The following is a 20,651-nucleotide window of genomic DNA, read 5'->3' as shown; positions in this document are numbered from 1 at the left end:
GCCGTCAGCGCTGCGCAGCCAGAGCGGGCGCGGTGCCGGCGGTGAGGGCGTCGAGAGCGCGGCGCAGGGCCGTGCTCGAGGTGTGCGCGGTGTACGGGAAGTACACGACCTCGACGCCGACAGCCTGGAACTCGCGCTCCAGGCGCAGGCCCTTCTCGGTGCCGCGCCAGTCGTCGCCCTTGAAGAAGTGCGTGAACCCGACCTCCCGCCAGGCGTCCATCTTCGACGGCGTGGTCTCGACGTGCACGTCGTCCACGAAGGAGATGTGCCGGACGATCTCGACGCGCTCGGCGGTCGGGACGACGGCTTCGATGCCCTTCACCTCCCGCAGCATCTCATCGCTCACGACGCCTGCGACGAGCACGTCGCACTGCCGGCTGGCATGGCGCAGAAGGTTCAGATGGCCGACATGGAACAGGTCGAATGCTCCGGCGGCATAGCCGATACGCGTCCCCATGATCTCCCCAGATCAGATTCCCCAGAAGCACGGCCCCCACGGCCGGCGACGACGGCTCCCACAGCCGTATCCGGTCAGTGTAGCGGGCGGGCGCACGCGGCGCACCACATTTCTCTCGGCGGTACGAACCGTGGCGCGAACGCATAGCCGGACATGACACGATGGATGCCGGCAACCGGCGCGCCAGGAACAAGGCCCGGATCGGGAAGGGGGACACGTGACCGTCGACGTCACCGTCGTCATCCCGACCTACAACGAGCGCGACAACATCGCCGAGCTCGTTGACCGCGTGGGCGCGGCGCTCGCCGGGAGGCGCGCTGAGATCCTCGTCGTCGACGACAGCACCGACGCGACGGCCGACGAGGTCGTGCGGGTCGCGGCGTCCGCGCCGCTGCCGGTGCGAGTGGTCCGCCGCGAGCGCAACACCGGCGGGCTCGGCGGCGCGGTGGTCCGAGGTCTCGCCGAGGCGGAGGCGGACATCTGCGTCGTGATGGACGGCGACCTCCAGCATCCGCCCGAGCTCATCCCGGCCATGTTGGAGAGGCATGCCGCCGGAGATGCGGATGTCGTGGCGGCGTCGCGCTACATCGGCGGCGGGGACTCGCACGGACTCGGCACGGCCGTGCGGTTCGGGGTCTCGCGCGCGTCCACCTGGCTGACCAAGGCGATGTTCCCGCGCCGGCTGGCCGGCTGCACCGACCCGATGACGGGGTTCTTCCTTGTGGATCGCCGTCGCATCGAGCTCGCCGATCTGAAGCCGCAGGGGTTCAAGATCCTCCTCGAGATCCTCGCCCGGTCGGACGTGCGCGCCGCCGAGGTGCCGATGCGGTTCCACGAGCGGCGCCACGGCACATCCAAGGCCTCGCTGCGTCAGGGCGTGACCTTCGTCGCGCATCTGACCCGGCTGCGCTTCGGAAAGATGTCGCTGTTCGCCGTCATCGGGCTGGTCGGTGCGGTGGCGAATCTGGCGATCATGTGGATCCTGACATCCCTCGGGACGCCGTACATCTGGGCCGCGATCATCGGCGCCGAGGTTACGATCATCGGCAACTTCCTGCTGCAGGAGCGGTTCGTCTTCGCGGACATGCGTCCGGATGCGCGAGCCCTCGGCGCCCGATTCGCGGCATCGTTCGCGTTCAACAACGTCGAGGCGGCGCTGCGCATCCCCGTCATGGCGCTCATGGTCGAGAGCTGGCACATCTCCAGCGTGCTCGCGACGGCGATCTCCCTGGTCGTCGCCTTCTTCGCGCGGTTCCTGTTCCACTCCCTCGTGGTCTACGCGCCGCGACGGGCGCGGAAGGCGGATGCCGCGGCTACCGGGGCGGCGGTGGAGCCGAAGGCGGACACCGCCGCGCAGCGGATCATCCGGGCGATCGACGCCGAGGCGATGAAGCCGGGGGAGCTCTAGGGGCGCCCCATCCCGTGATAGCTCCAGCCGGCCGCTCTCCACGCCACGGCATCGAGGCAATTGCGGCCGTCGATGATGACCCGCCCCGCCACAAGGCTGCCGGCATGCTCGGGGGTGAGATGGCGACGGTACTCGTCCCATTCGGTGACGATGATCACCGCATCCGCGTTGCGCAGGGCGTCGTCCCGATCCTGAACATACGTGAGCTGAGGGTGCTGACGCCGAGCGTTCTCGATGGCCTGGGGATCGGTGACCGTCACGTCAGCTCCGAGACCGCGCAGACGCACGGCGACATCGAGAGCCGGTGAGTCCCGGATGTCGTCGCTGTACGGCTTGAAGGCCGCGCCGAGCACCGTGACCCTCTTGCCGACCACGGAGCCGCCTAGGGCGTCGACGACAAGCGCAGCGGCCCGTTCGCGTCGCCGGAGATTGATGGCGTCGACCTCGCGGAGGAACCCGACCGAATCGCGTCGTCCGAGTTCCTCAGCACGTGCGGCGAACGCTCGGATGTCCTTGGGCAGGCAACCCCCGCCGAAGCCGATGCCGGCGCCGAGGAACCGGCGCCCGATACGGACATCGTGTCCGATGGCGTCGGCGAGTTGCGTGACGTCGGCGCCCGTGACCTCGGCGATCTCGGCCATCGCGTTGATGAACGAGATCTTCGTGGCCAGGAAGGCGTTCGCTGCGACCTTGACGAGTTCGGCTGTGGCGAGGTCGGTGACGATGAACGGTGTGCCCTTGGCCACTGCGGGGCGATAGACGGACCGGATCTTCTCGATGGCGGGTTCGGCGCCGGTAGCGTTCGCGTCGATCCCGACGACCAGCCGATCGGGATCGACGGTGTCGGTGACCGCGAAGCCTTCGCGGAGGAACTCCGGGTTCCAGACGAGCACGGCACCGGCCGCCTCGATCCGCGGCGACAGCGCCGCTGCCGTTCCGACAGGAACCGTGGACTTACCGGCGACGACATCTCCGGCGGCCAGGTGGGGAAGCAGGCCATCGACCGCGGCGTTGACGAACGTGAGATCTGCTGCGTGCCCGTCCTTCTGCTGAGGCGTTCCCACGCCGATGAAGTGCACCTCGGCACCGCGAGCCTCCGAGATGTCGGTCGTGAAGCGGAGGTTCCCCGAGGCCAGCCCCGCCGTGAGAATCTCCTGAAGGCCCGGTTCGAAGAACGGTGCGACGCCCGAGGACAGCGAGGCGACCTTGCGGTCGTCGACGTCGATGCCCACGACCTCGTGGCCGATGGATGCCATGGCGGCCGCGTGCACCGCACCCAGGTAGCCGCAGCCGATGACGGACAGTTTCACGAGTCGACTCCTTCGTTGTCGCGCGCGATGGCGATCGCGCGCCGGAATGCGGCGATGTGCTTGTGCCGGGACACCTGCCAGTCCCGCGCGGACAGGTCCGGCCGCTCCCCGCGGTTGCGGACGGTTCTGAGCCCGCGCTCGAGGTCACACGCGGTCAGAGTGCCCTCGAAAGTGACAACCCAACCCGGCCCCACCTCGTGGGCGAGAGCCCGATTGACGGCGTTGTCGGGCACGAGAACGGGCCGATCCGCCGAGAGAGCGGCCAGCACGGTGCCGCTGTTGTGCATGTGCCGGTAGGGAAGGACGATCAGTTCCGCCGCGGTGATCGCCGCGACGAGTTCGGCGTCCGACAGGAACCGCGGATCGACGTCCACTCGGGGGTCACCCTCCGACGTCGCATACAGAGCCGCCACGAGGTCGTCCGACGAGGGCTTTCCGGCGATGCGGAGAGTCAGCGACGGGTCATCGAGGCGGACGAAGGCGCTCACGAGGTCTTCGACTCCCTTGTAGCGCCGGATCAGGCCGACGTAGCCGAAACGACCGCGGGTCGTCGCGCTCCGAGGGAACTCGGCGAACCAGTCCCGGTAGTGACCATGCTCGATGGTGACCCCGGGGATCTCATCGCGCTGCGGGGTCTGGTCGTTGAGTCGGATGTCGAGGGTGGTCAACCCGTCGATCCGGTCCAGGACGAACTGATCGAAGGCGCTGATGTTCGTCGGTCGCTCGAGATTGTGCACGGTGCGGACGATCGGGACCCGCGTGATCCCCCATCGTGCCAGCAGCAGCAGGGTGGCGGCACGTCGCGCGGCCCTCCCGCGCCAGGTATGGCCGCCGACGAGCAGTTCGGGCCAGTGCAGGTGCACCACGTCGTACCGACCGAACAGCGCGGCTTTCGGCCGGTAGGGGATCACGTCCGCGTCTTCGCTCAGGGCCCGGAAGAGCTGGGTGATGTACGGATTGGTCGTGGCCTTGGGCTCGCGGAACGACTCCAGCACGCGCAGCCGCGTCTGCGGCGTGGTCATCGCGGTGCTCCGGTGGAGAGGGCGCTTTGGTACCAGGTCCGGACCAGCCCGGGAAGTCGTGACGTCGCCCATCGATCGGTCGGTGCACCGCCGACGACGCGGGCATCGTCGAGTGCATCGACGATGTTCTGCACGATGTCTCCGTCGAGCGACGCGACGTGTCCGTTGGTGCCGGCCAGAGCAGGCGGACCACCGAGGGGCAGGCACACCACGGGGCAGCCCATCGAGCTCGCCTCGGCTACGACCCAGCCGGCCTGGTCCCGCATCGAGGGGAACAGGAAGGCCTGAGCCTCTGCGATCGCGGCCAGCACCTCGGCGCGAGGACGATGACCGAGGAACTCCACCCGCTCGCTGACCTGGAGGCGGGCGGCGCGCGTGCGCAGTCGCTGCTCTTCGTATCCCCTTCCGTAGATCTGCAACGTCCATTCGTCGGTTCGCGCGATCGCGTCGATCGCGAGCGAGGCGCCCTTGAGCGCGATCAGACGGCCCGCGAAAACCGCCCGGTAGGGGATGATCCGCGCCGCGCGTGCCGGGAGGTCTTCCAGAGCGGCGTTCGGCTCGACGACGACCGAGGACGAGCGCCTGCGGAAATGAGAGGCGACTTGATCGTTCTGACAGACGATGAGCGCAGCGCGACGGGCGACACGGTCGCCGACGAACTGCCGGACGATCCCGGTGAACGTCGCGCGTACGACTTCGGTTACGGTCCCGCGCACTCCGAGCCACCGGGCCAGGCGGCGAACCGGCGGCGCGCTCGCGCCGCCGACGGGGCCCCAGACCAGGGGCACGTCGCTCAACCGACGCAGCCCGCACGGCATCCAGTCGTTCGCGAAGGAGACGTGGTGGGTCACATCGAACCCGTGCGCCGCGTGCAGCTTCCGGGCGACGCGCCCGAGCGCCCGCTGCCATGCGGCGTAGTACCAGTACAGGTCCCAGGAGTGCTTCTTCCACCGCATGACGCGAGGAGACAGATCCAGGTACTCGACGTGCAGATGCGCGCTGAGCTCGTGGTCCGCGGCCAAGGCGGATTCGATCGGGCCCCGGAACCGCTCGCGGGTGATGACCCATACATCATGATCTCGCGCTGCAGCGCGCGCGAACTCCCATCCAGCACGAGCTTCGGGTTCGGACACGGGCCCGCAGGCGTATGCTCCGATCAGCACGTGCAGGCGCCGATCGTCCGCGCCCGGATCCGCGTGCGCACGCATGATGTCCCCCTCGCCCAACCCCAGTCGGCTCGTCGCGCCTGTCCCCGAAGCACGACTTGTTGAATACTAAGTCATACAGGGCACCGGATGAGTCTGTCCATCCGCAAGGGGGCCCGATCTGGGGAGGGTGTCCGGTGACGACTGCAGCGGAGGTGCCGAACGTCGCGATCTGCGTTCCCACATTCCAGCGCCCGGACGATCTCTCGCGGCTGCTTTCGCTGCTGCCGGCCACGATCGCTGCGGCGCAGCGCAGCGGGCGCGCCGGCCGCGTGGACGTCATCGTGATCGACAACGACCCTTCGGCTGGCGCTCGGGATGTCGCGCGGGCTGCGCCGATCGCGTGCCGCTACGCGGTCGAGGCCGAACGCGGCGTCGTCGCCGTGCGCAACCGTGCGCTCGACGAGTCCGCCGATGCCGACGTCCTCGTCTTCATCGACGACGATGAGACGCCCGCGGACGAGCAGTGGCTCAGCAGGCTGCTGAGCGCTTGGCGGACATACGACGCGCAAGCTGTCGCCGGTCCCGTGCGGACCGTCGCAGATGATCCGCTCGACTCCTGGATCGTCGCGGGCGAGTTCTTCGCTCGGGCGCATCGCGCCAGGCTCGGAACAGGGGACGGGATCGCCCGTGCTGCGACGAACAATCTGCTGCTCGACATGCGCTTCGTCCGTCGCGAAGCGCTGAGGTTCGACCCCCGGTTCGCGCGCAGCGGTGGCGAGGACTCCCTGTTCACGTCGCAGCTGCATCGCCGCGGCGGCCGCATGGTCTGGTGCGCGGAGGCGGGAGTTCTGGACCACCTCCCCGCGCAGCGTCGCACCAGGGAGCACGCACTCCGACGCACACGCGGTATGGCGACCGTCGGCGTGACGGTAGCACTCGCTCTCGCCGATTCGCCGGCGGCCCGAGCGCGGGTGAGGATCAAGGCCGTCGTCGCCGGCGTCGGACGATGGGCGGGCGGCGTCGCTCGAGTCATCGCCGGTGGTCTGCTTCGTTCGGAACGTCTTGACGCGATCGGTCGTCGCGAGTGCGCCCGGGGAACAGGCAGCCTCGAAGGCGCACTGAATCGATCGCCGGAGTTGTACGGTGGTGGCGGGGACCGATAGTCGCGTTCGGGAAGAACGGGTGCGGACACAGGGGACAAGGGGACACGCATGCCGGAGCAGAGAACGACGTTCCAGGACGCCTTCGCCGGACTGAAGGCGGCGCAGAAGGGGCATGCGCGGGGGGCTCCGGCGTACTCGGTCTACGTCAATCGGAGGATCGGGCGCGTGTTCGCCGCCTTCGCGTTCGCGCGAGGATGGACACCCAACCAGGTCACCGCCATCAGCGCACTTCACACGCTCGCCGCGATCGTGCTCATCGTCGCACTCCCGCCGTCATGGTGGTCGGGATTCCTGGTGGCCCTGCTGCTCGCGGGCGGCTACGCCTGGGACTCCGCGGACGGTCAGGTGGCACGACTGTCCGGAGGCGGCAGTGCGGCCGGGGAGTGGCTGGATCACTTCGTCGACGCGGCGAAGCTGTCAGTGCTGCACCTGGCGGTGCTGGTCGGGCTCTGGCTGCACACCCCGCTGCGCGACACCCCGTGGCTGATCGTGCCACTGCTGTTCTCCGCGGTCTCGACCGTGACGTTCGTCGGGATGCTCCTGAACGACCTGCTCAAGGCCTCCCGTGGCATCGCATCGACTCACGCTCGCGGTGGTGGCACCGCCGGCCGCTCCCTCCTGCTGCTGCCGACCGACTTCGGCGTCGTCTGCCTCGTGTTCGTCCTCTGGGGCTGGCCGAACGCGTTCCTCATCGTGTACTCGCTGCTCGCTGCGGCTGCGTCTGCGTTCCTGATCCTGGCGGCGCGCCGCTGGTTCCGCGAGATGCGGACGGTCTGAGATGGCCGCGCCCCTCGCCATCGTGGTGGTCAACTTCGCGTCCACGGGCCTGTTGCGACAACACCTCGTGAAGACCGCGACCGACGTGCGACCTGATCATGTCGTCGTCGTGGACAACTGGTCATCGAGAGCCGAGCTCGATCACGTCGGCCAGCTCGCCCGGCGCCAGGGCTGGGATCTGGTGGCCGCGGAATCGAACCTCGGCTTCGGCGGGGGCGTGAATCTCGGAGTGCAGCGCGCGTTGCAGCTCGGCGCCGAGGACATCCTGCTGCTGAACCCGGACGCCTCCATCTCGGCCGAGTCGGTGCGGATCCTTCAGGAGCGTGCGTCCACCGAGCGCGACGCGGTCTTCTCGCCCCTCGTGCTCGACAGCGACGGAAAGGTCTGGTTCGACGGTGCGGATGTGTACCTGTCCGACGGCGTGACCCGAAGCGTGCGCAAACGGTTCGAGCGTCCGGGCGAGGTGCGATGGGAATGGCTCTCCGGTGCATGCCTGCTCGTCACCGACGCCGCTTGGCGCATGAGCGGCGGCTTCGACGAGGACTACTTCCTGTACTGGGAGGACGTGGACTTCTCCCGTCGAATCGTGGGGGCGGGCGGCTCCTTGTACGTCGTGCCGGAGGCGACGGCCATCCACGACGAAGGCGGTACCCAGCGAGTGGGTGCGCCGCAACGCGCCAAGTCCGAGGGCTATTACTACTACAACATCCGCAACCGGCTCCTGTTCGCCGCCAAACACCTCGATACGGACGACGCGCGACGGTGGCGTCGAGGCGCGTGGGCGTCCGCGCGAGAGGTCCTGCTGCGCGGCGGGCGTCGACAGTTCCTTCGCCCATGGAAGCCTCTGCGGGCCGCCTTCCGGGGCGTCCGCGACGGCCGGGGCTACAGTGTTCCCGAGGCAGTACGACGCAGGCAGGGGGCCATGGATGACTGAAGAAGCTCCTGCCGACGCGCGAAGCACCCGGCGCTGGTGGTGGATCGCCGGCGCCGCGGCGGCCGCCGTCGCCGTGATACTGGTGATCGGCTTCGCGACGGGATGGGGTGCCGGCGCGCCGCAGCCGGGCGGCGGCGCGACCGAGAGTCCGGCGCCTCAGCAGACCGCGGACGGGTCGCCTGAGCCGTCCGCGAGTCAGAGCCCTGCGCCGTCGGATACGGACGAGCCGCCGGCGGACGGCGCCCGCGAGACCGCTCCGCCCGTGGCGCTCGACGAGTCGATCGAACCCGTCGAGGACGTGCGCGTTTCTCTGTCCTCCATTGAAGCGATCACCGGGGAGGCATCGGTCCCCGGTGAAGTGGCCGGTCCTGCCCTCGAGATCACCGTGAAGGTGGAGAATCTCGGGGAAAGTGAAGCGCTGACCAACACCCTCATCGTCAACGTGTACTACGGCGACGACGCCACACCGGCGAACATCCTCGTGCGCCCTCGTGAAGAGCTGCCGCTCTCGGTGAAAGCGGGCGCGTCCGCGGAAGGGGTGTACGCCTTCAGCGTGCCGACGGACGCTCGGGGGCACGTCGTGGTCGAGGTCGACCTCTCGCTCGACGTTCCCGTCGTCCTGTTCGAGGGGGCCGTGTCCTAGCCGTCCGGCGTGATCCGCTTCGGACGATTTGTCATATTCGTGCTTTACTTCGCAGGCTCGGAGTTCTAGAGTCAATAAGTCGACCTGTCGGGGAAACAGGCGGCACTTTACTGGGGACAGGCCGTTCGACGGCCTCATGGGAGTTGGGGAACGTCCATGCGCACGAGTACGTCAGTTCGGAAACCGCTGGCAGCCGTGATCGCTGCCGCGCTTGTCGGGGCGATGCTCGCGCTCGTCCCCGTCACCGCCGCGAACGCCGCGCCCTGGGAGGATCAGCTCCCACGCGAGGAGTGGCCGGAACCGGTCTCGGCCGATGCTCTGCCGACGGTGCAGATCGGCGACGGCGTGATCTGGAGCGTCGAGGTGTCGGGAAATGTGGCGTATGCGGGCGGAGAGTTCAGCACAGCGCGTCCCGCAGGCGCACCGGCGGGCACCGGTCAGGTCTCGCGGGGCAACTTCCTCGCGTTCGACGTCACGACCGGGGAACTGCTGCCCTTCGCTCCGACCTTCAATGCCGTCGTCAAGGACGTCGCCGTCACACCGGACGGCTCGAAGCTCGTCGTCGTCGGCAACTTCACCCAGGTGAACGGCCAGACCCGCAACCGGATCGCGATCTTCGATCTTGCCACCGGGCAGCTCGCGAGCCTCTCGAGGACGCCCGATCTGAACGGTCCGGCCGGGGTCGTCGCGGTCACGGACACGGTCGCCTACGTCGGCGGCTACTTCAGCGCCGTCAACGGTGAATCCAGCGCACGGCTCGGCGCCGTCCGGCTGACCAACGGCAACATCGTCACCGGGTTCCGGACGCGGTTCACGGACACGAACGGCACGCGTCAGCCCACCATCCCCGACAACCAGGTCCTCGCCCTGACCGTCAACGGCGACGGGACGCGGCTGATCGCCGGCGGCAACTTCACCCGCGCCGGCTTCGCCAATGGAGCGGGGACCGTCGCCTACACGACATCGAACGGTCGTGACGGGAACTCCCAGGGTTACGGTCTCGCCATGTTCGACACCGCGGATGGCTCGCGGGCGATCCCGATCAACGCCAACACGGCCGTACGCAACGCGGGCGGCAACGCCTGGCTGTTCTCCCTCACATCGGACGGCACCTATGCCTACGGCACGGGTGGGCACTGGGGCAGCGCAGGGACGATCGAGGGCTCCTTCGCCATCGACTGGTCCGATGGCGAGATCGGCTGGATCGACGACTGCCACGGCGACACCTACGACATCGCATCCGTCGGTGAAATGGTGTACACCGCCTCGCATAAGCATTACTGCGCCAACTCGGGTGGATTCCCGCAGGTGGACAGCGGGTGGACGTATTACCACTCCACCGCGTGGAGCAAAGTCGCGGCAGGAGTGAACACTCCGGACACCTACGGGTACCCGGATCACCCCGGCACTGCTCACCCGCAGTTGCTGTACTGGTTCCCGTACACTCCCGCCGGGTCGTACACGGGGAAGAACCAGGCGGTGTGGACCGTGGACGGCAACCAGCAGTACGTCGTGTATGGCGGCGAGTTCACCTCGGTGAACGGGACGGCGCAGCAGGGACTGGTGCGATACACCGTCAAGTCGAATGCGCCCAACGACGAGGGGCCACGACCGTCGCAGGAGCAGGAGCGCCAGGCCCACGACGCAGGGCAGTCCTTCAGCACGTGGTGGGCGCCGAAGGTCAGCAATACGATCCCCGGGACGCTGCGGGCCTCGTTCACCACCGTCTTCGATCGGGATGACGCTGACCTGACCTACCGCGTCTATCTCGACACCGAGAACGCCTCGGGACTTGTGAAGGAGATCGAACTCGACACGCCCTTCTGGCAGTACCAGACCCTCTCGGCGGTCGCGAGCGGACTCGAACCAGGGTCCACTCACCGCATGCGTGTGGTGGTGAGCGACCCGTATGGCAACAGCTTCAAGTCGGACTGGGTCAATGCCACGGTTTCCGAAGGCGCCGTGTCGCCGTACGTCCAGGACATCGCGAGCGACAGCGTCACGCACCTGTGGCGGCTCGGAGAGTCGAGCGGCGCGTCGACCGACGTCTTCGGCACGTCGAACCTGAACCTCGCGGGACGGATGTCCCGAGGCCAGAGCGGCGCGCTGACGGATGATCCGAACACGGCGATCACGTTCAACAACAGCGTCTTCGCGAGCCAGAACAACGGGAACGGGTACTCCTCGACGCGAGAGACGGGACCCAACTCCTTCTCCGTCGAGGCATGGTTCAAGACCACCACGAGCAGTGGCGGGAAGATCATCGGCTTCGGCAGCGCCCAGACCGGTTCCTCGAGCTCCTACGATCGCCACGTCTACATGAACAACTCCGGGCAGCTGTACTTCGGCGTCTATCCAGGCGAAGTGCGGACGATCAACACCACGGAGACCTACCGCGACGGCGACTGGCACCACGTCGTCGCCACGCTCGGCGCTGACGGGATGCGTCTGTACGTCGATGGGGAGCTCGCCGCACAGCGAGCCGACACCACGTACGGCCAGGCCTATGACGGATACTGGCGGGTGGGCAACGACACCCTCAGCGGCTGGCCGAGTGCGCCGTCGAGCGCACAGTTCGAAGGCACCGTGGACGAGGTCGCGGTCTACTCCGGGGCGCTGTCCCCGCAGCGGGTCGCATCCCACTACACGGTCGGCACCACCGCGACGATCCCGAACGCCCCGCCGACGGCGTCGATCGCCGCTCCTGTCGTCAACGGGCTCGAGGTGTCCGTGACCGGCAGCGGTTCCGACCCGGACGGCACCATCGCGTCCTACGCCTGGGACTTCGGCGACGGCACGACGGCTACGGGAGCGACCGCGACCAACACCTACGACACGGCCGGCACGTACACGATCACGCTGACCGTCACCGATGACGAGGGCGCGACCGGCAGCAAGACCACGGAGGTCACCGTGGCCCCGGTGCCCAATCAGGCGCCGATCGCCGACATCGGATCACCGGTTGTTGACGGATTGTCGGTCACCGTCAACGGCTCCGCGTCGAACGACCCGGACGGCTCGATCGCGTCGTATGCCTGGGACTTCGGCGATGGCGGGACAGCTTCCGGAGCTTCGGCGACGCACGACTACGCCTCCGAAGGCACGTACACCATCACACTGACCGTCACGGATGACGAAGGTGCGACCGGGACGGACACCCACGAGGTGGTCGTGGCGGAGATCGGCGCGGGGCTGCTCGCGAGCGACGACTTCGATCGCACGGTGTCCAACGGATGGGGTACCGCGGATGTCGGCGGGGCCTGGACCCTGCGCGGCACGGCGAGCCGATTCGCGGTCGCGGACGGCGCGGGGACCATGACCATCCCGGCGGCGACGGCGCAGACCGTCTATGCGGACCTGAACGGCGTGTCCAGCACGAGCACGCGAGTGGACGCCGTGTTCAGCGTCGATGCGCTCACCGAGGGGCAGTACGTCGCTGTCGTCGGCCGCCGGACAGGGGCGTACAACTACATCGCGCGGCTGCGGCTTCAGGCGGATGGCGGTGTGAGGATGTATCTCCTCCAGGACGGCGCCACCTCGATCACGCCGTCGGTCCTGCTGCCTCTGACCATCGAGCCCGGTGTGCCGTATGTGCTGAGCATGGAAGTCACCGGCACCAGCCCGACAACCATCAAGGCCAAGGCGTGGAAGCAGTCCGAGGCCGAGCCGGCATGGCAGCGCGAGGGCACCAACGCGCAGGCCGACCTGCAGGCACCCGGAGCGGTCTCCCTGTTCACGTACGTGCCGAACAACGTCGCCGGGGGGAAGGTGTCGTTCCATTCGGTGACCGTCACCGACCCGAACTGACCGGCTCGTGATCCGCCCTCTTCAGCACGTTCAGGTGTACGACGTCGCCCGGACGGCCCATTTCGAGCGCATTCTGCGGTCGGGATCTCCGACGACGGTCCTCTACTCCGAACGGCGATACGACTTCGATGCCCGCCTCGCCGAGCAGACCGGGGCCCGCCGCACCGGTCTGCTCGGCGCGTTCTGGTACACGCTGCGAAATCACATCGACGTGCTCGAGGTGGCGGAACCGCTGCTCGTCCGCGCGGCGCCGCGGTCGTTCGCCGCGATCGTGGGCGCGCGCGTCCGAGCAGGATTTCGCGGCGCGCGACCGATGATCGTCACCTACGCGATCGAGAACAAGGACCCTCGGGACGGCTTCGAGACGCTGCCGTCGCGGACGCGCATGAAATGGCGGGCGCAACGCCTGTTCGTGCGGCGCGTGTGGTCGATGCTCGATCGCGTGGCGTACGGGACATCTCAGTCGCAGAACCTGTACACCCGGCTTCTCGGTGCCTCGCGTGCGGATCAGCGGCTCATCCCTGCTCTGCCGGTGGCCGATATCGCGCAGGCTGGCTCGACCCCGCGCGAGCGTACGGTGACCTTCCTGGGTGAGTTCTCGGAACGCAAGGGTTTCCCGCTGCTGCTCCGCGCCTGGCCGGAGGTGAAGAGCGCGGTGCCCGGGGCGCGACTCGTGCTGATCGGAAAAGGAGGGGGGGAAACGGAGGCGCATGACCTGGCGGCACGCGACGACGCCGTCACGGTGGAGATCGATCCCCCTCGTGCGCGGATCTTCGCTCTGCTCGCCCAGACCAAGGTGCTCGCGTTCGCGTCGCAGCCGCGGCCGCGATGGCGGGAACAGGTGGGGCTGCCCATCGTCGAGGCGCTCGGCAGGGGCTGCCTCATCGCGACGACGTCCGAGACGGGGCTCGCCCGATGGCTTGAGGAGCACGGGCACGCGGTGATCGAGGACCCTTCGGACGCGAGCGAATTCGCTCAGGCGATTCAGACCGCTCTGCTGAGCACTCGTTCTCCTGCGGACATCGTCGCGGATCTGCCGCCGCGCGACGGGAGAGCGGATGCCGAGCACTGGATCCTGACCGGGGAGACCGGGGGATGAGCATGTGGCGCAACGTCGGCTCAGCGGCCGTCGTGAAGGTCGCCGTCATGGGACTGACCGGTCTCGTCGGCCTGGTGACGAGCCGTCTCATCATCCAGGGGTACGGGGTCGAAGCGTATGCCCAGTACGGACTGCTCGCCAGCCTGCCGACACTTCTGCCGTTCGCCGATCTCGGACTCGCCGCCGTGGTGATCAACGCCGTCGCCGAGTCGGATGATCCGCGGCGTGATGCGAAGATGCGGCGGGCTCTCGTCAGCACCGTTCGACTGCTGATGCTCGCGGGTGCTGTGATCGTCGCCGTCGCATTCCTGCTCACGCTGCTCGAGGCGTGGCCGCTGATCCTCGGGGAAGGCCTTCTTCCCGGCGGGAACATCGTCGCCGGCATCTGCCTGGCGCTCTTCGGACTGGCGCTGCCCTTGACGCTGGGACCGCGAATCCTCATCGGACTGGGCCGCAACACGACGCAGATCGCCACGCAGGTGATCACGGCTCCCTTGATCTTCGTGATGATCGGAGCCTGCGTGCTTTTCGGCATCCCGGCGGATCAGTATCTCGCGGTCGCGACCTACCTCGCGTCCACCGCCGTGGCCGGCGTCGCCCTCGCGGTCGCCGCGCGGCTCATCTCACCGCAGTTCGGTCTGCTGGTGAGGGAGCTCCCTCGGATCCGCCAGGCGCCAGGGGTCCCGGTGATCAACATGGCCTGGCCGATGCTCGTACAGCTTCTTGCCCTGCCCGTGGCGATGCAGACCGGGCGCATCCTGGTCAGCCACCTGGGCGGCGTCACGGAACTGGCTGCGTACAACCTCGGTTATCAGATCTTCGGCATCGCCTTGCAGACGGTCTCCGCCGCAGGTGTCGCGCTGTGGCCGGTCTTCGCCCGCGCCCGAGCATCGGGCCGGATCGAGACCCCGTGGGTCCCGACCGTGTGGTTCCTCGCCGGTGGACTGGTGATCGCGGGCGGCATGGCCGTGATCTCGCCGTGGCTGGCGGCTGTCATCTCCGATGGTGCGCTGCAGCTGCCATGGATGCTGATCGCCGCGTTCGTCGTGTTCGTCGCTCTGCAATCCGCCAAGTACCCCGTCGGCATGTACATGACGGATCTCGCCGGTCTGCGGTTCCAGGTCCTGCCGACGATCGCGATGATCCCGATCGTGTGGGCCGGCTCGCTGCTGCTCGTACCGTCGATGGGTGCGGCGGGCAACCTTGCCGCGGTCTGCGTCGCGGTGGCCGTATGCCAGGTGGTCCCGAATCTGATCTACGTCCGGGTCGATCTTCGACGTCGACGCCGCGCGAATCTGCAGTCGGACGCCGTCGCGGTGTGAATCTCAGCGAGCGAACCACGCGGGCTGCTCGTAGAGGTGACGCAGGACGGGCCGGGTCGCGACGACTCGGCTGATCCAGAGGGAAGTCGCGATGGCCGCCGCTGCGATGACGGGAGGCAGCACGGTTCCGAGTCCGCTGAGATCCTCGAGCGGAAGGGTCCACCACAGGATCCAGACGAGGACGAGGATCACCGTCGTATGCGTCAGATAGACCGGCAGCGTACGCGTGCCCAGAAACCGCGGACCGGGAATCTTCGCCAGAACATGGCTGACCGCCACCCCGCCGAAGACCCCGGCGATGCAGCAGAGGAAGTAATAGCCGGGAACCGCGCTCAGCGCGAATACGGTCCCGGACACGGCCAGCACGACCCAGGCGACGAAACAGACGACGAGCGTCAGCGGGCGAGCGCTGGTGCTCCATCCGATGATCCGATCGCGCAGGAGGATGCCGCAGAGGAAGAAGAAGAAGTACTTCGCGCTGCCGACCCACCCGGCGTTGCCGATCAGGAGATCGGAGAGCGCGACGACGGAGAGGATGCCGGTGACGCCGAGCTGGACCACGACGGGAAGCCGGCGGATGAGCTTCGCCACCACGAAGAACAGCGCCAGCGCCCAGATGAACCACAGTTCGAAACGCGGGAGCAACGGTGCCCAGAGAAGGTCCTTCAGCTGGCCGAGGTAGTTCCCCTCTGCGCCCTGGAGATTCAGGCCGAGCATGAAGGAGAACGTCGCGATCACGCTCCAGAGTGCGAAGACCCATACGAAGAGCGAGATCTTCGCGCGCCAGAGGTCGCGCCAGCTCGCGCGCATCCATTTCACGGCGAACAGGCCGGACATCGTGAAGAAGAGAGGGAGCCGGATCGAAGCGATCGTGTCGTCGAAGACCTGCCACCCGACGACGTCGAGTCCCGCCTCGCCCAACCAGTTCGTGGAGTGGAAGAGCACGACGAGTGCGATCGCCAGGCCTCGCCCGGCATCCACCCAATTGATCCGCGGTTTCGTGGCGTGATTCACCGATGGCTCTCCCGGTACGGCTGCGCGGCGAGAACAGGGATCAGGACGTGCAGATCGGCGCGGGGCCGAGAGAACCGGCACGTCGCATAGGCGATGGACAGCGCGAGAGTGAGCGGCCAGAGACGCATCGCGGAATCGAACGGACTGAAGGGCAGATCCCACAGGGCGCGCAGGATGAGATAGACCAGGAGGGGCGTGAGAGCGCCCGCCGCGTATCCGCGCTTGGTCGCGAGGATGAGCAGCACGAGCACGAGGGCGACGAGCGCGACGCCCACGAGTCCGAACCAGATCCAGAGGTCTCCGATGACGGAGTGCAGTTCGATTCCCGCGCCGAACATGAACCGCTCGACGTAGCCGTTGTCGGGGTCGTAGCCGATCTCGGACATCGCCGTCTTGGCGGCCAGAACATCGTCATAGTTCGCTCGGAGACCCGACCCGAGGCCCCAGGGATATCGCGAGATCAGCGCGAGACTCGCCGCGATCTCGGGGCGTCCACCGACGATCACGCTTCCGCCGCGTTCGATCTGCTCCGCCGTGCGCGTGCGGGTCACCTCGCCGAAGTAGCCTTCGAGGATGGCACCCTGCAGGAGCAGTGCGAGTGCCAGGCCGGCCGCGAGCAGCGAGAGTATGCCGCCCCATCCTCGTGCTCGGCGGGAGCCGGCGACGGAGAGACGTTGCCACAGGATCACCACCCCGGTCAGAAGCAGGAAGGCTGAGTTCGAGCGGGAGTCGTTGACGAGTCCGACAGCGGCGAGTGCGACCACGGCGGTGAGCGTGACGATGAGCCGGTCGGTCAGCGAACAGATGGCGAGGACCAGAACGCCGAGGGGGATCGAGAGCGTGAAGCGCCAGACGTTCGGGTCTGCGCTGAAATGCAGGGGGATCGCTGCGGCGAGGCCTGACGCGAAGGCGACGCAGACCCGTGCCACTGAGGTCACTCGGTAGGCCCATACCAGGAAAGCCACGAGGACGCCGAGCTGGACGACTTCGATCGACCGCTCGATGAGGTTCGCCGTCACCGCGGAGTGATCGGCGGCATTGAGGGTCGTCAGCAGCACGCCCGCCAGCGCTGCCGTGAGCGCGAGCGCCACGAGCGCACGGCTCCACGCGCTTCGCAGCAGCGTTCCGAACCACACCGGCGCGAGCGCGACGGCGGCCACGCCGCCGATCGTGAGACCGTAGTCCACGTCGATCCGCATCCCGATCAGGAAGGTGACGACAAGCGCCGCGGCCTGCGCCAGCCGCGTCCGCGTCTCATTGCGGGGGGTATCGGGCTGCAGCCCGGGCAGGACCGACAGAGACATCGCAGCTACCGGGCGCGCCCGCGTCGGCGCAGGCGCTGGGTGAGGCCGGTCGGGTCCTGCGCCGGCTGGGTTCCGTAGCTGCCCACACCGTAGCGACTCACGCCGCGCCGTGGAACTCGCGTCAGCACGGATCCCAGCAGAGAGAGCCCGCCCACCTCCGCTGCGTGAAGGACCTTCTCGAGCCCGCGCATGGTGGTCTTGTTGTACAGCACGGCGAGCACGGCACCGTCCGTCTGATTGCCCAGCCACGTCGCATCGGTGACAGCGAGCAGGGGAGCGCAGTCGATGAGAACGAAGTCGAACTCCTTGCGCGCTTCCGCCAGCAGGTCGGTCATCCGCTGACTGGTCAGCAGCTGACTGGGGTTCGGAGCGCTCGCGCCGCTGGTGAGCACCGACAGGCCATCGGTACCCCAATCCTGGGCGGCCTCAGCCAGGGAGGACTCGCCGATGAGCACATTGGTGAGACCGAGGCCGCCGTCGAGTTGGGTGTACTCGGCCAGCGACGGGCTGCGGAGGTCGGCGTCGACGAGGAGAACCCTTTTGGAGGATTCGGCGATCATCAGGCCGAGCGCGATCACCAGCGAACTCTTGGCCTCGCCAGAGGCCGCCGATGTCACGACGATCGATCGGAGGCCGCCGTCCACCTTGAGGAAGTTGAGGTTCGCGGCGACGGCGCGGACGGACTCCGCCTCGATGCCGAGCGGGTTGTTCAGGATCGCCGCAGGAAGCGTCGTTCCGCGCCGCGTCTCCACGACCTCGCCGAGCACCGGGACCGTCGTCAATCGCTGGACGTCGCCACGGTCGCGGACCGTCTGCCAGGCGAAGGCGCGCAGCACGCTGAAGGCGATGCCCAGCGCAAGTCCGATCAGGCCGCCGATGAGGACGTAGTTCCGGGTGCTCGGCGAGACGGCGAAGCGCGGTTCGTTCGCATTCTCGATGACGGTCAGGCGAACGGTGGGGTTGCCGTTCGCATCCAAGGGTGCGACGTCATTGGTGACGACAACCGCAAGGCTCGCCATCACCGCTGACGTGATCTCCTGCGCGAGGCGCGGCGACCTGCTCGTGGCGCTCACCTCGATCACGACCGAATTGAGCGGAGACGACGCAGTGATCGTCGAAGCGAGAGCGCGCGGAGTCGTGTCGAGCTCGAGTTCGTCGATGACCGGCTGGAGTACGAGTTCGGATCGCGCCAGGAGGACGTAGGTCGCGACCAGATCCTGGACGTAGGCGCTTCCCTGGACGAGCTCGGATGTGCTCTCCCCGCGGTCGCTGGTGACGAGGAGCGCTCCGGTCGAACTGTACGTCTCGGGGGTCAGCTTCGCGAGCACGAAACCGCCTGTCGCGCCGAGTACGGCCAGAACGACCACCACCAGCCAACTCCGAAGCACCGCGCGGGCGTAGTCGCCGACTGTCATGATCCCCACCCCCGCAGGAGCACTATCATGAAGGCTGCCCCTGACGTGAGTCTAGCCGAGCCGGAGCGATCGCCGTGTCTGCATCTGTCGACGGGACCGTGCTGATCGTGTGCGCGGCCAACGTCTGTCGTTCCCCGTTCGCCGCTTTCCTGCTCGGACGAGAGCTTCCCGGGCTTCTGGTCGAGAGCGCCGGGGTCGCCGCTCGCGCGGGAGACGCGCTCTGCCGTTTCACCCGGCAGCGCATCACTGCGCTGCCGGACGGCTCCCGCTTCGTGCAGCAGCACGTGGTGCGGCGGCTCGACACAGATCTCATCGGCCGGGCGGACCTGATTCTGACCGCATCGCCGAGCGAACGCTCCGCGGTCGCGGTCCGGTCGCCCGAGGCTCGCACGCGAACCTTCACGCTGGTCGAAGCGGCGCACAGTGCGAAGGCTCTCAGCGAGACCGAACGACCGTCCACGCTGGCGGGACTCGCCGAGATGATGAACGCCCGAAGAGGCCGTGTGACGCTCCCGCCCGTGCATCGCGGACGATGGACGACGCGTTCGGCGCGTTTCGGTATCGCGATCCCCGATGCGCACATCGGTGAGACGCAGCGGCATTCCGTGGTGTACCGGTCCATCGAGGACGCCGTCGGAATGTTCGCGCGCGCGTTCACGGCCTCGGCCTCCGGTGGTGGTCTCCGATAAGTCCGGGCCGTCAAACGTCTGGCGCATCCAGGACCATCCTCCGGACCGCGTTGCGATAGCTCGTCGGCGAGTGCCGTTTCAGCGCGGCGGCGCGGCTGTCGTCGACGCCGTCTGCGACCTCGGGCCACCGCGCCGAGATCCGCTCCAACGCTGCGGCGATCTCTGCGGCATCTCCCGCGGGGGTGAGCCAGGCGGTGCGGTAGCCGCCGGCGGCCTCTCGTAGACCGCTGCTGTCACTTGCGATGACGGGGCGTCGGGCCAGGATGCCCTCGACAGCGGTGTTGCCGAACGGCTCGTCCACCCTGGAGGGCACGACGAGTACGTCCGTGTCGGCGAGGAACGGCCAGATCTCCGCGTGGAATCCGGCGAATCGTACGTCGACCCCGGACACGCGGGCCTTGTCGTGCAAGGCGTCCTCGAACCACTCGTATCCCGTGAATGCGGCGCCCAGGAGCGTCACCCTGACGTCTTCGCCCCGCGACTTCAGGGCGGCTGCGGCGTCGATGACGAGGTCCGGTCCCTTGCGCGGGGAGAGACGTCCGACGAAGAGGACGCGCAGGGGCCCGTCGAGCAGCTCGCGCGGCTCAGGCGGGCTCTGGGGTGAGGCGACCCCGTTGTAGACCACTTCTGCGCGTCGGGCGAGCGGCGGCAGTGCGGCGCGAATCGTCTCCAGGCTGAACCGGCTGTTCACCAGAACGCGCCGCGAGGCCAGATGCGGGAGGTAGAGGACGGCGTTGATCAGTCGGTGCGCTGACGCCTCGGCTTCGTGTACGTGGCTGACGGCTCGGATCCGAAGCAGCCGTGACACGAGGGGCCACTGCGGCACGATGATCGTCGACACGTACACCACGTCGGGTCGGATGCGTCTGAGCAGTCGCCACGCCGCGCCCCACCCCCGGAGAAGGTCGCGCAGCAGGACAGGCAGCCCCCGGACCGACAGCAGGGTCTTGCGTAGGACGAGCATCGGGACGATCACCACCTCCGCCCCGATCGCGCGAAGCGATGCGACGAGCATCCCCCTCTCCGGCAGGGCGACGACCACTCTCGCGCCCGCATCCACCAACCCGGTCGCGCTTTCGAGGAGCATGCGGTCCGAACCGAACATCTCCGCGCCCGGATGAGCGAGCAAGACGGTCGGC

General features: G+C 68.0%; 17 protein-coding genes. 9 read left to right on the top strand and 8 right to left on the bottom strand.

The window, feature by feature from the left end; all coding sequences use genetic code 11:
* Positions 1-4 precede the first annotated feature (4 nt).
* The gene (locus tag KYX17_RS27260) at positions 5-457 is read right to left on the bottom strand and encodes an adenylyltransferase/cytidyltransferase family protein (protein WP_243231879.1); all 453 of its coding nucleotides are present in this window, start codon (positions 455-457) and stop codon (positions 5-7) included.
* A 217-nt stretch (positions 458-674) separates the two neighbouring features.
* Here KYX17_RS27260 and KYX17_RS27255 point away from each other — a divergent pair, with 217 nt between their 5' ends.
* On the top strand, positions 675-1,865 hold the full coding sequence (locus KYX17_RS27255) for a glycosyltransferase (protein ID WP_243231878.1): 1,191 nt from the start codon (positions 675-677) through the stop codon (positions 1,863-1,865).
* Here KYX17_RS27255 and KYX17_RS27250 read toward each other — a convergent pair.
* From KYX17_RS27250 to KYX17_RS27240, 3 genes are read right to left on the bottom strand one after another with little or no spacing between them, the layout of a single operon-like run.
* Positions 1,862-3,175, bottom strand: a complete 1,314-nt coding sequence (locus KYX17_RS27250; RefSeq protein ID WP_243231876.1) for a UDP-glucose/GDP-mannose dehydrogenase family protein — start codon at positions 3,173-3,175, stop codon at positions 1,862-1,864. The two genes, KYX17_RS27255 and KYX17_RS27250, sit on opposite strands and share 4 nt — an antisense overlap.
* Positions 3,172-4,197 carry a glycosyltransferase gene (locus KYX17_RS27245; RefSeq protein WP_243231875.1) on the bottom strand — a complete coding sequence of 342 codons (1,026 nt, stop codon included), beginning with the start codon at positions 4,195-4,197 and terminating at the stop codon, positions 3,172-3,174. Before KYX17_RS27245 ends, KYX17_RS27250 begins: the two co-directional genes overlap by 4 nt.
* Positions 4,194-5,219, bottom strand: a complete 1,026-nt coding sequence (locus tag KYX17_RS27240) for a glycosyltransferase family 4 protein (protein WP_243231873.1) — start codon at positions 5,217-5,219, stop codon at positions 4,194-4,196. The genes KYX17_RS27245 and KYX17_RS27240 overlap by 4 nt, the downstream gene beginning before the upstream one ends.
* A 320-nt stretch (positions 5,220-5,539) precedes the next feature.
* Here KYX17_RS27240 and KYX17_RS27235 point away from each other — a divergent pair, with 320 nt between their 5' ends.
* From KYX17_RS27235 to KYX17_RS27205, 7 genes are all read left to right on the top strand, one after another.
* The gene (locus KYX17_RS27235) at positions 5,540-6,508 is read left to right on the top strand and encodes a glycosyltransferase family 2 protein (RefSeq protein ID WP_243231871.1); all 969 of its coding nucleotides are present in this window, start codon (positions 5,540-5,542) and stop codon (positions 6,506-6,508) included.
* A 48-nt stretch (positions 6,509-6,556) separates the two neighbouring features.
* Positions 6,557-7,285 carry a CDP-alcohol phosphatidyltransferase family protein gene (locus KYX17_RS27230; protein ID WP_243231870.1) on the top strand — a complete coding sequence of 243 codons (729 nt, stop codon included), beginning with the start codon at positions 6,557-6,559 and terminating at the stop codon, positions 7,283-7,285.
* A gap of 1 nt (position 7,286) precedes the next feature.
* Positions 7,287-8,219: a glycosyltransferase family 2 protein gene (locus tag KYX17_RS27225; RefSeq protein ID WP_243231868.1), complete on the top strand. Its 933-nt coding sequence runs from the start codon at positions 7,287-7,289 to the stop codon at positions 8,217-8,219.
* Positions 8,212-8,862, top strand: coding sequence for a hypothetical protein (locus tag KYX17_RS27220; RefSeq protein WP_243231866.1), 651 nt, complete (start codon positions 8,212-8,214; stop codon positions 8,860-8,862). The genes KYX17_RS27225 and KYX17_RS27220 overlap by 8 nt, the downstream gene beginning before the upstream one ends.
* A 156-nt stretch (positions 8,863-9,018) precedes the next feature.
* Positions 9,019-12,669, top strand: a complete 3,651-nt coding sequence (locus tag KYX17_RS27215; protein WP_243231865.1) for a PKD domain-containing protein — start codon at positions 9,019-9,021, stop codon at positions 12,667-12,669.
* Positions 12,670-12,676: 7 nt separating this feature from the next.
* Positions 12,677-13,768, top strand: a complete 1,092-nt coding sequence (locus tag KYX17_RS32395) for a glycosyltransferase (protein ID WP_243231863.1) — start codon at positions 12,677-12,679, stop codon at positions 13,766-13,768.
* Complete coding sequence (locus KYX17_RS27205; protein ID WP_243231859.1) at positions 13,765-15,090, top strand: oligosaccharide flippase family protein; 1,326 nt, start codon at positions 13,765-13,767, stop codon at positions 15,088-15,090. Before KYX17_RS32395 ends, KYX17_RS27205 begins: the two co-directional genes overlap by 4 nt.
* A gap of 3 nt (positions 15,091-15,093) precedes the next feature.
* On the opposite strand, the gene KYX17_RS27200 is transcribed toward KYX17_RS27205, so the two are convergent.
* Genes KYX17_RS27200 through KYX17_RS27190 form a run of 3 tightly spaced genes read right to left on the bottom strand, consistent with a single transcriptional unit; the run spans position 15,094 to position 18,823 of the window.
* Complete coding sequence (locus tag KYX17_RS27200) at positions 15,094-16,071, bottom strand: acyltransferase family protein (protein WP_243231858.1); 978 nt, start codon at positions 16,069-16,071, stop codon at positions 15,094-15,096.
* A 29-nt stretch (positions 16,072-16,100) separates the two neighbouring features.
* Entirely contained in the window at positions 16,101-17,408 is a 1,308-nt protein-coding gene (locus KYX17_RS27195; RefSeq protein WP_243231857.1) for a hypothetical protein, read from the bottom strand.
* 5 nt (positions 17,409-17,413) lie between these two features.
* Complete coding sequence (locus tag KYX17_RS27190) at positions 17,414-18,823, bottom strand: polysaccharide biosynthesis tyrosine autokinase (protein WP_243231856.1); 1,410 nt, start codon at positions 18,821-18,823, stop codon at positions 17,414-17,416.
* Between the two features lie 74 nt (positions 18,824-18,897).
* Here KYX17_RS27190 and KYX17_RS27185 point away from each other — a divergent pair, with 74 nt between their 5' ends.
* Positions 18,898-19,512: a hypothetical protein gene (locus KYX17_RS27185; RefSeq protein ID WP_243231855.1), complete on the top strand. Its 615-nt coding sequence runs from the start codon at positions 18,898-18,900 to the stop codon at positions 19,510-19,512.
* 10 nt (positions 19,513-19,522) lie between these two features.
* On the opposite strand, the gene KYX17_RS27180 is transcribed toward KYX17_RS27185, so the two are convergent.
* On the bottom strand, positions 19,523-20,599 hold the full coding sequence (locus KYX17_RS27180) for a glycosyltransferase family 4 protein (protein ID WP_243231854.1): 1,077 nt from the start codon (positions 20,597-20,599) through the stop codon (positions 19,523-19,525).
* Positions 20,600-20,651: the final 52 nt, after the last annotated feature.

It is taken from the genome of Microbacterium sp. CIAB417 (assembly GCF_022788845.1).
Note: the sequence above shows the minus strand (reverse complement) of the source record. Positions and strands in the feature narration are given on the sequence as shown.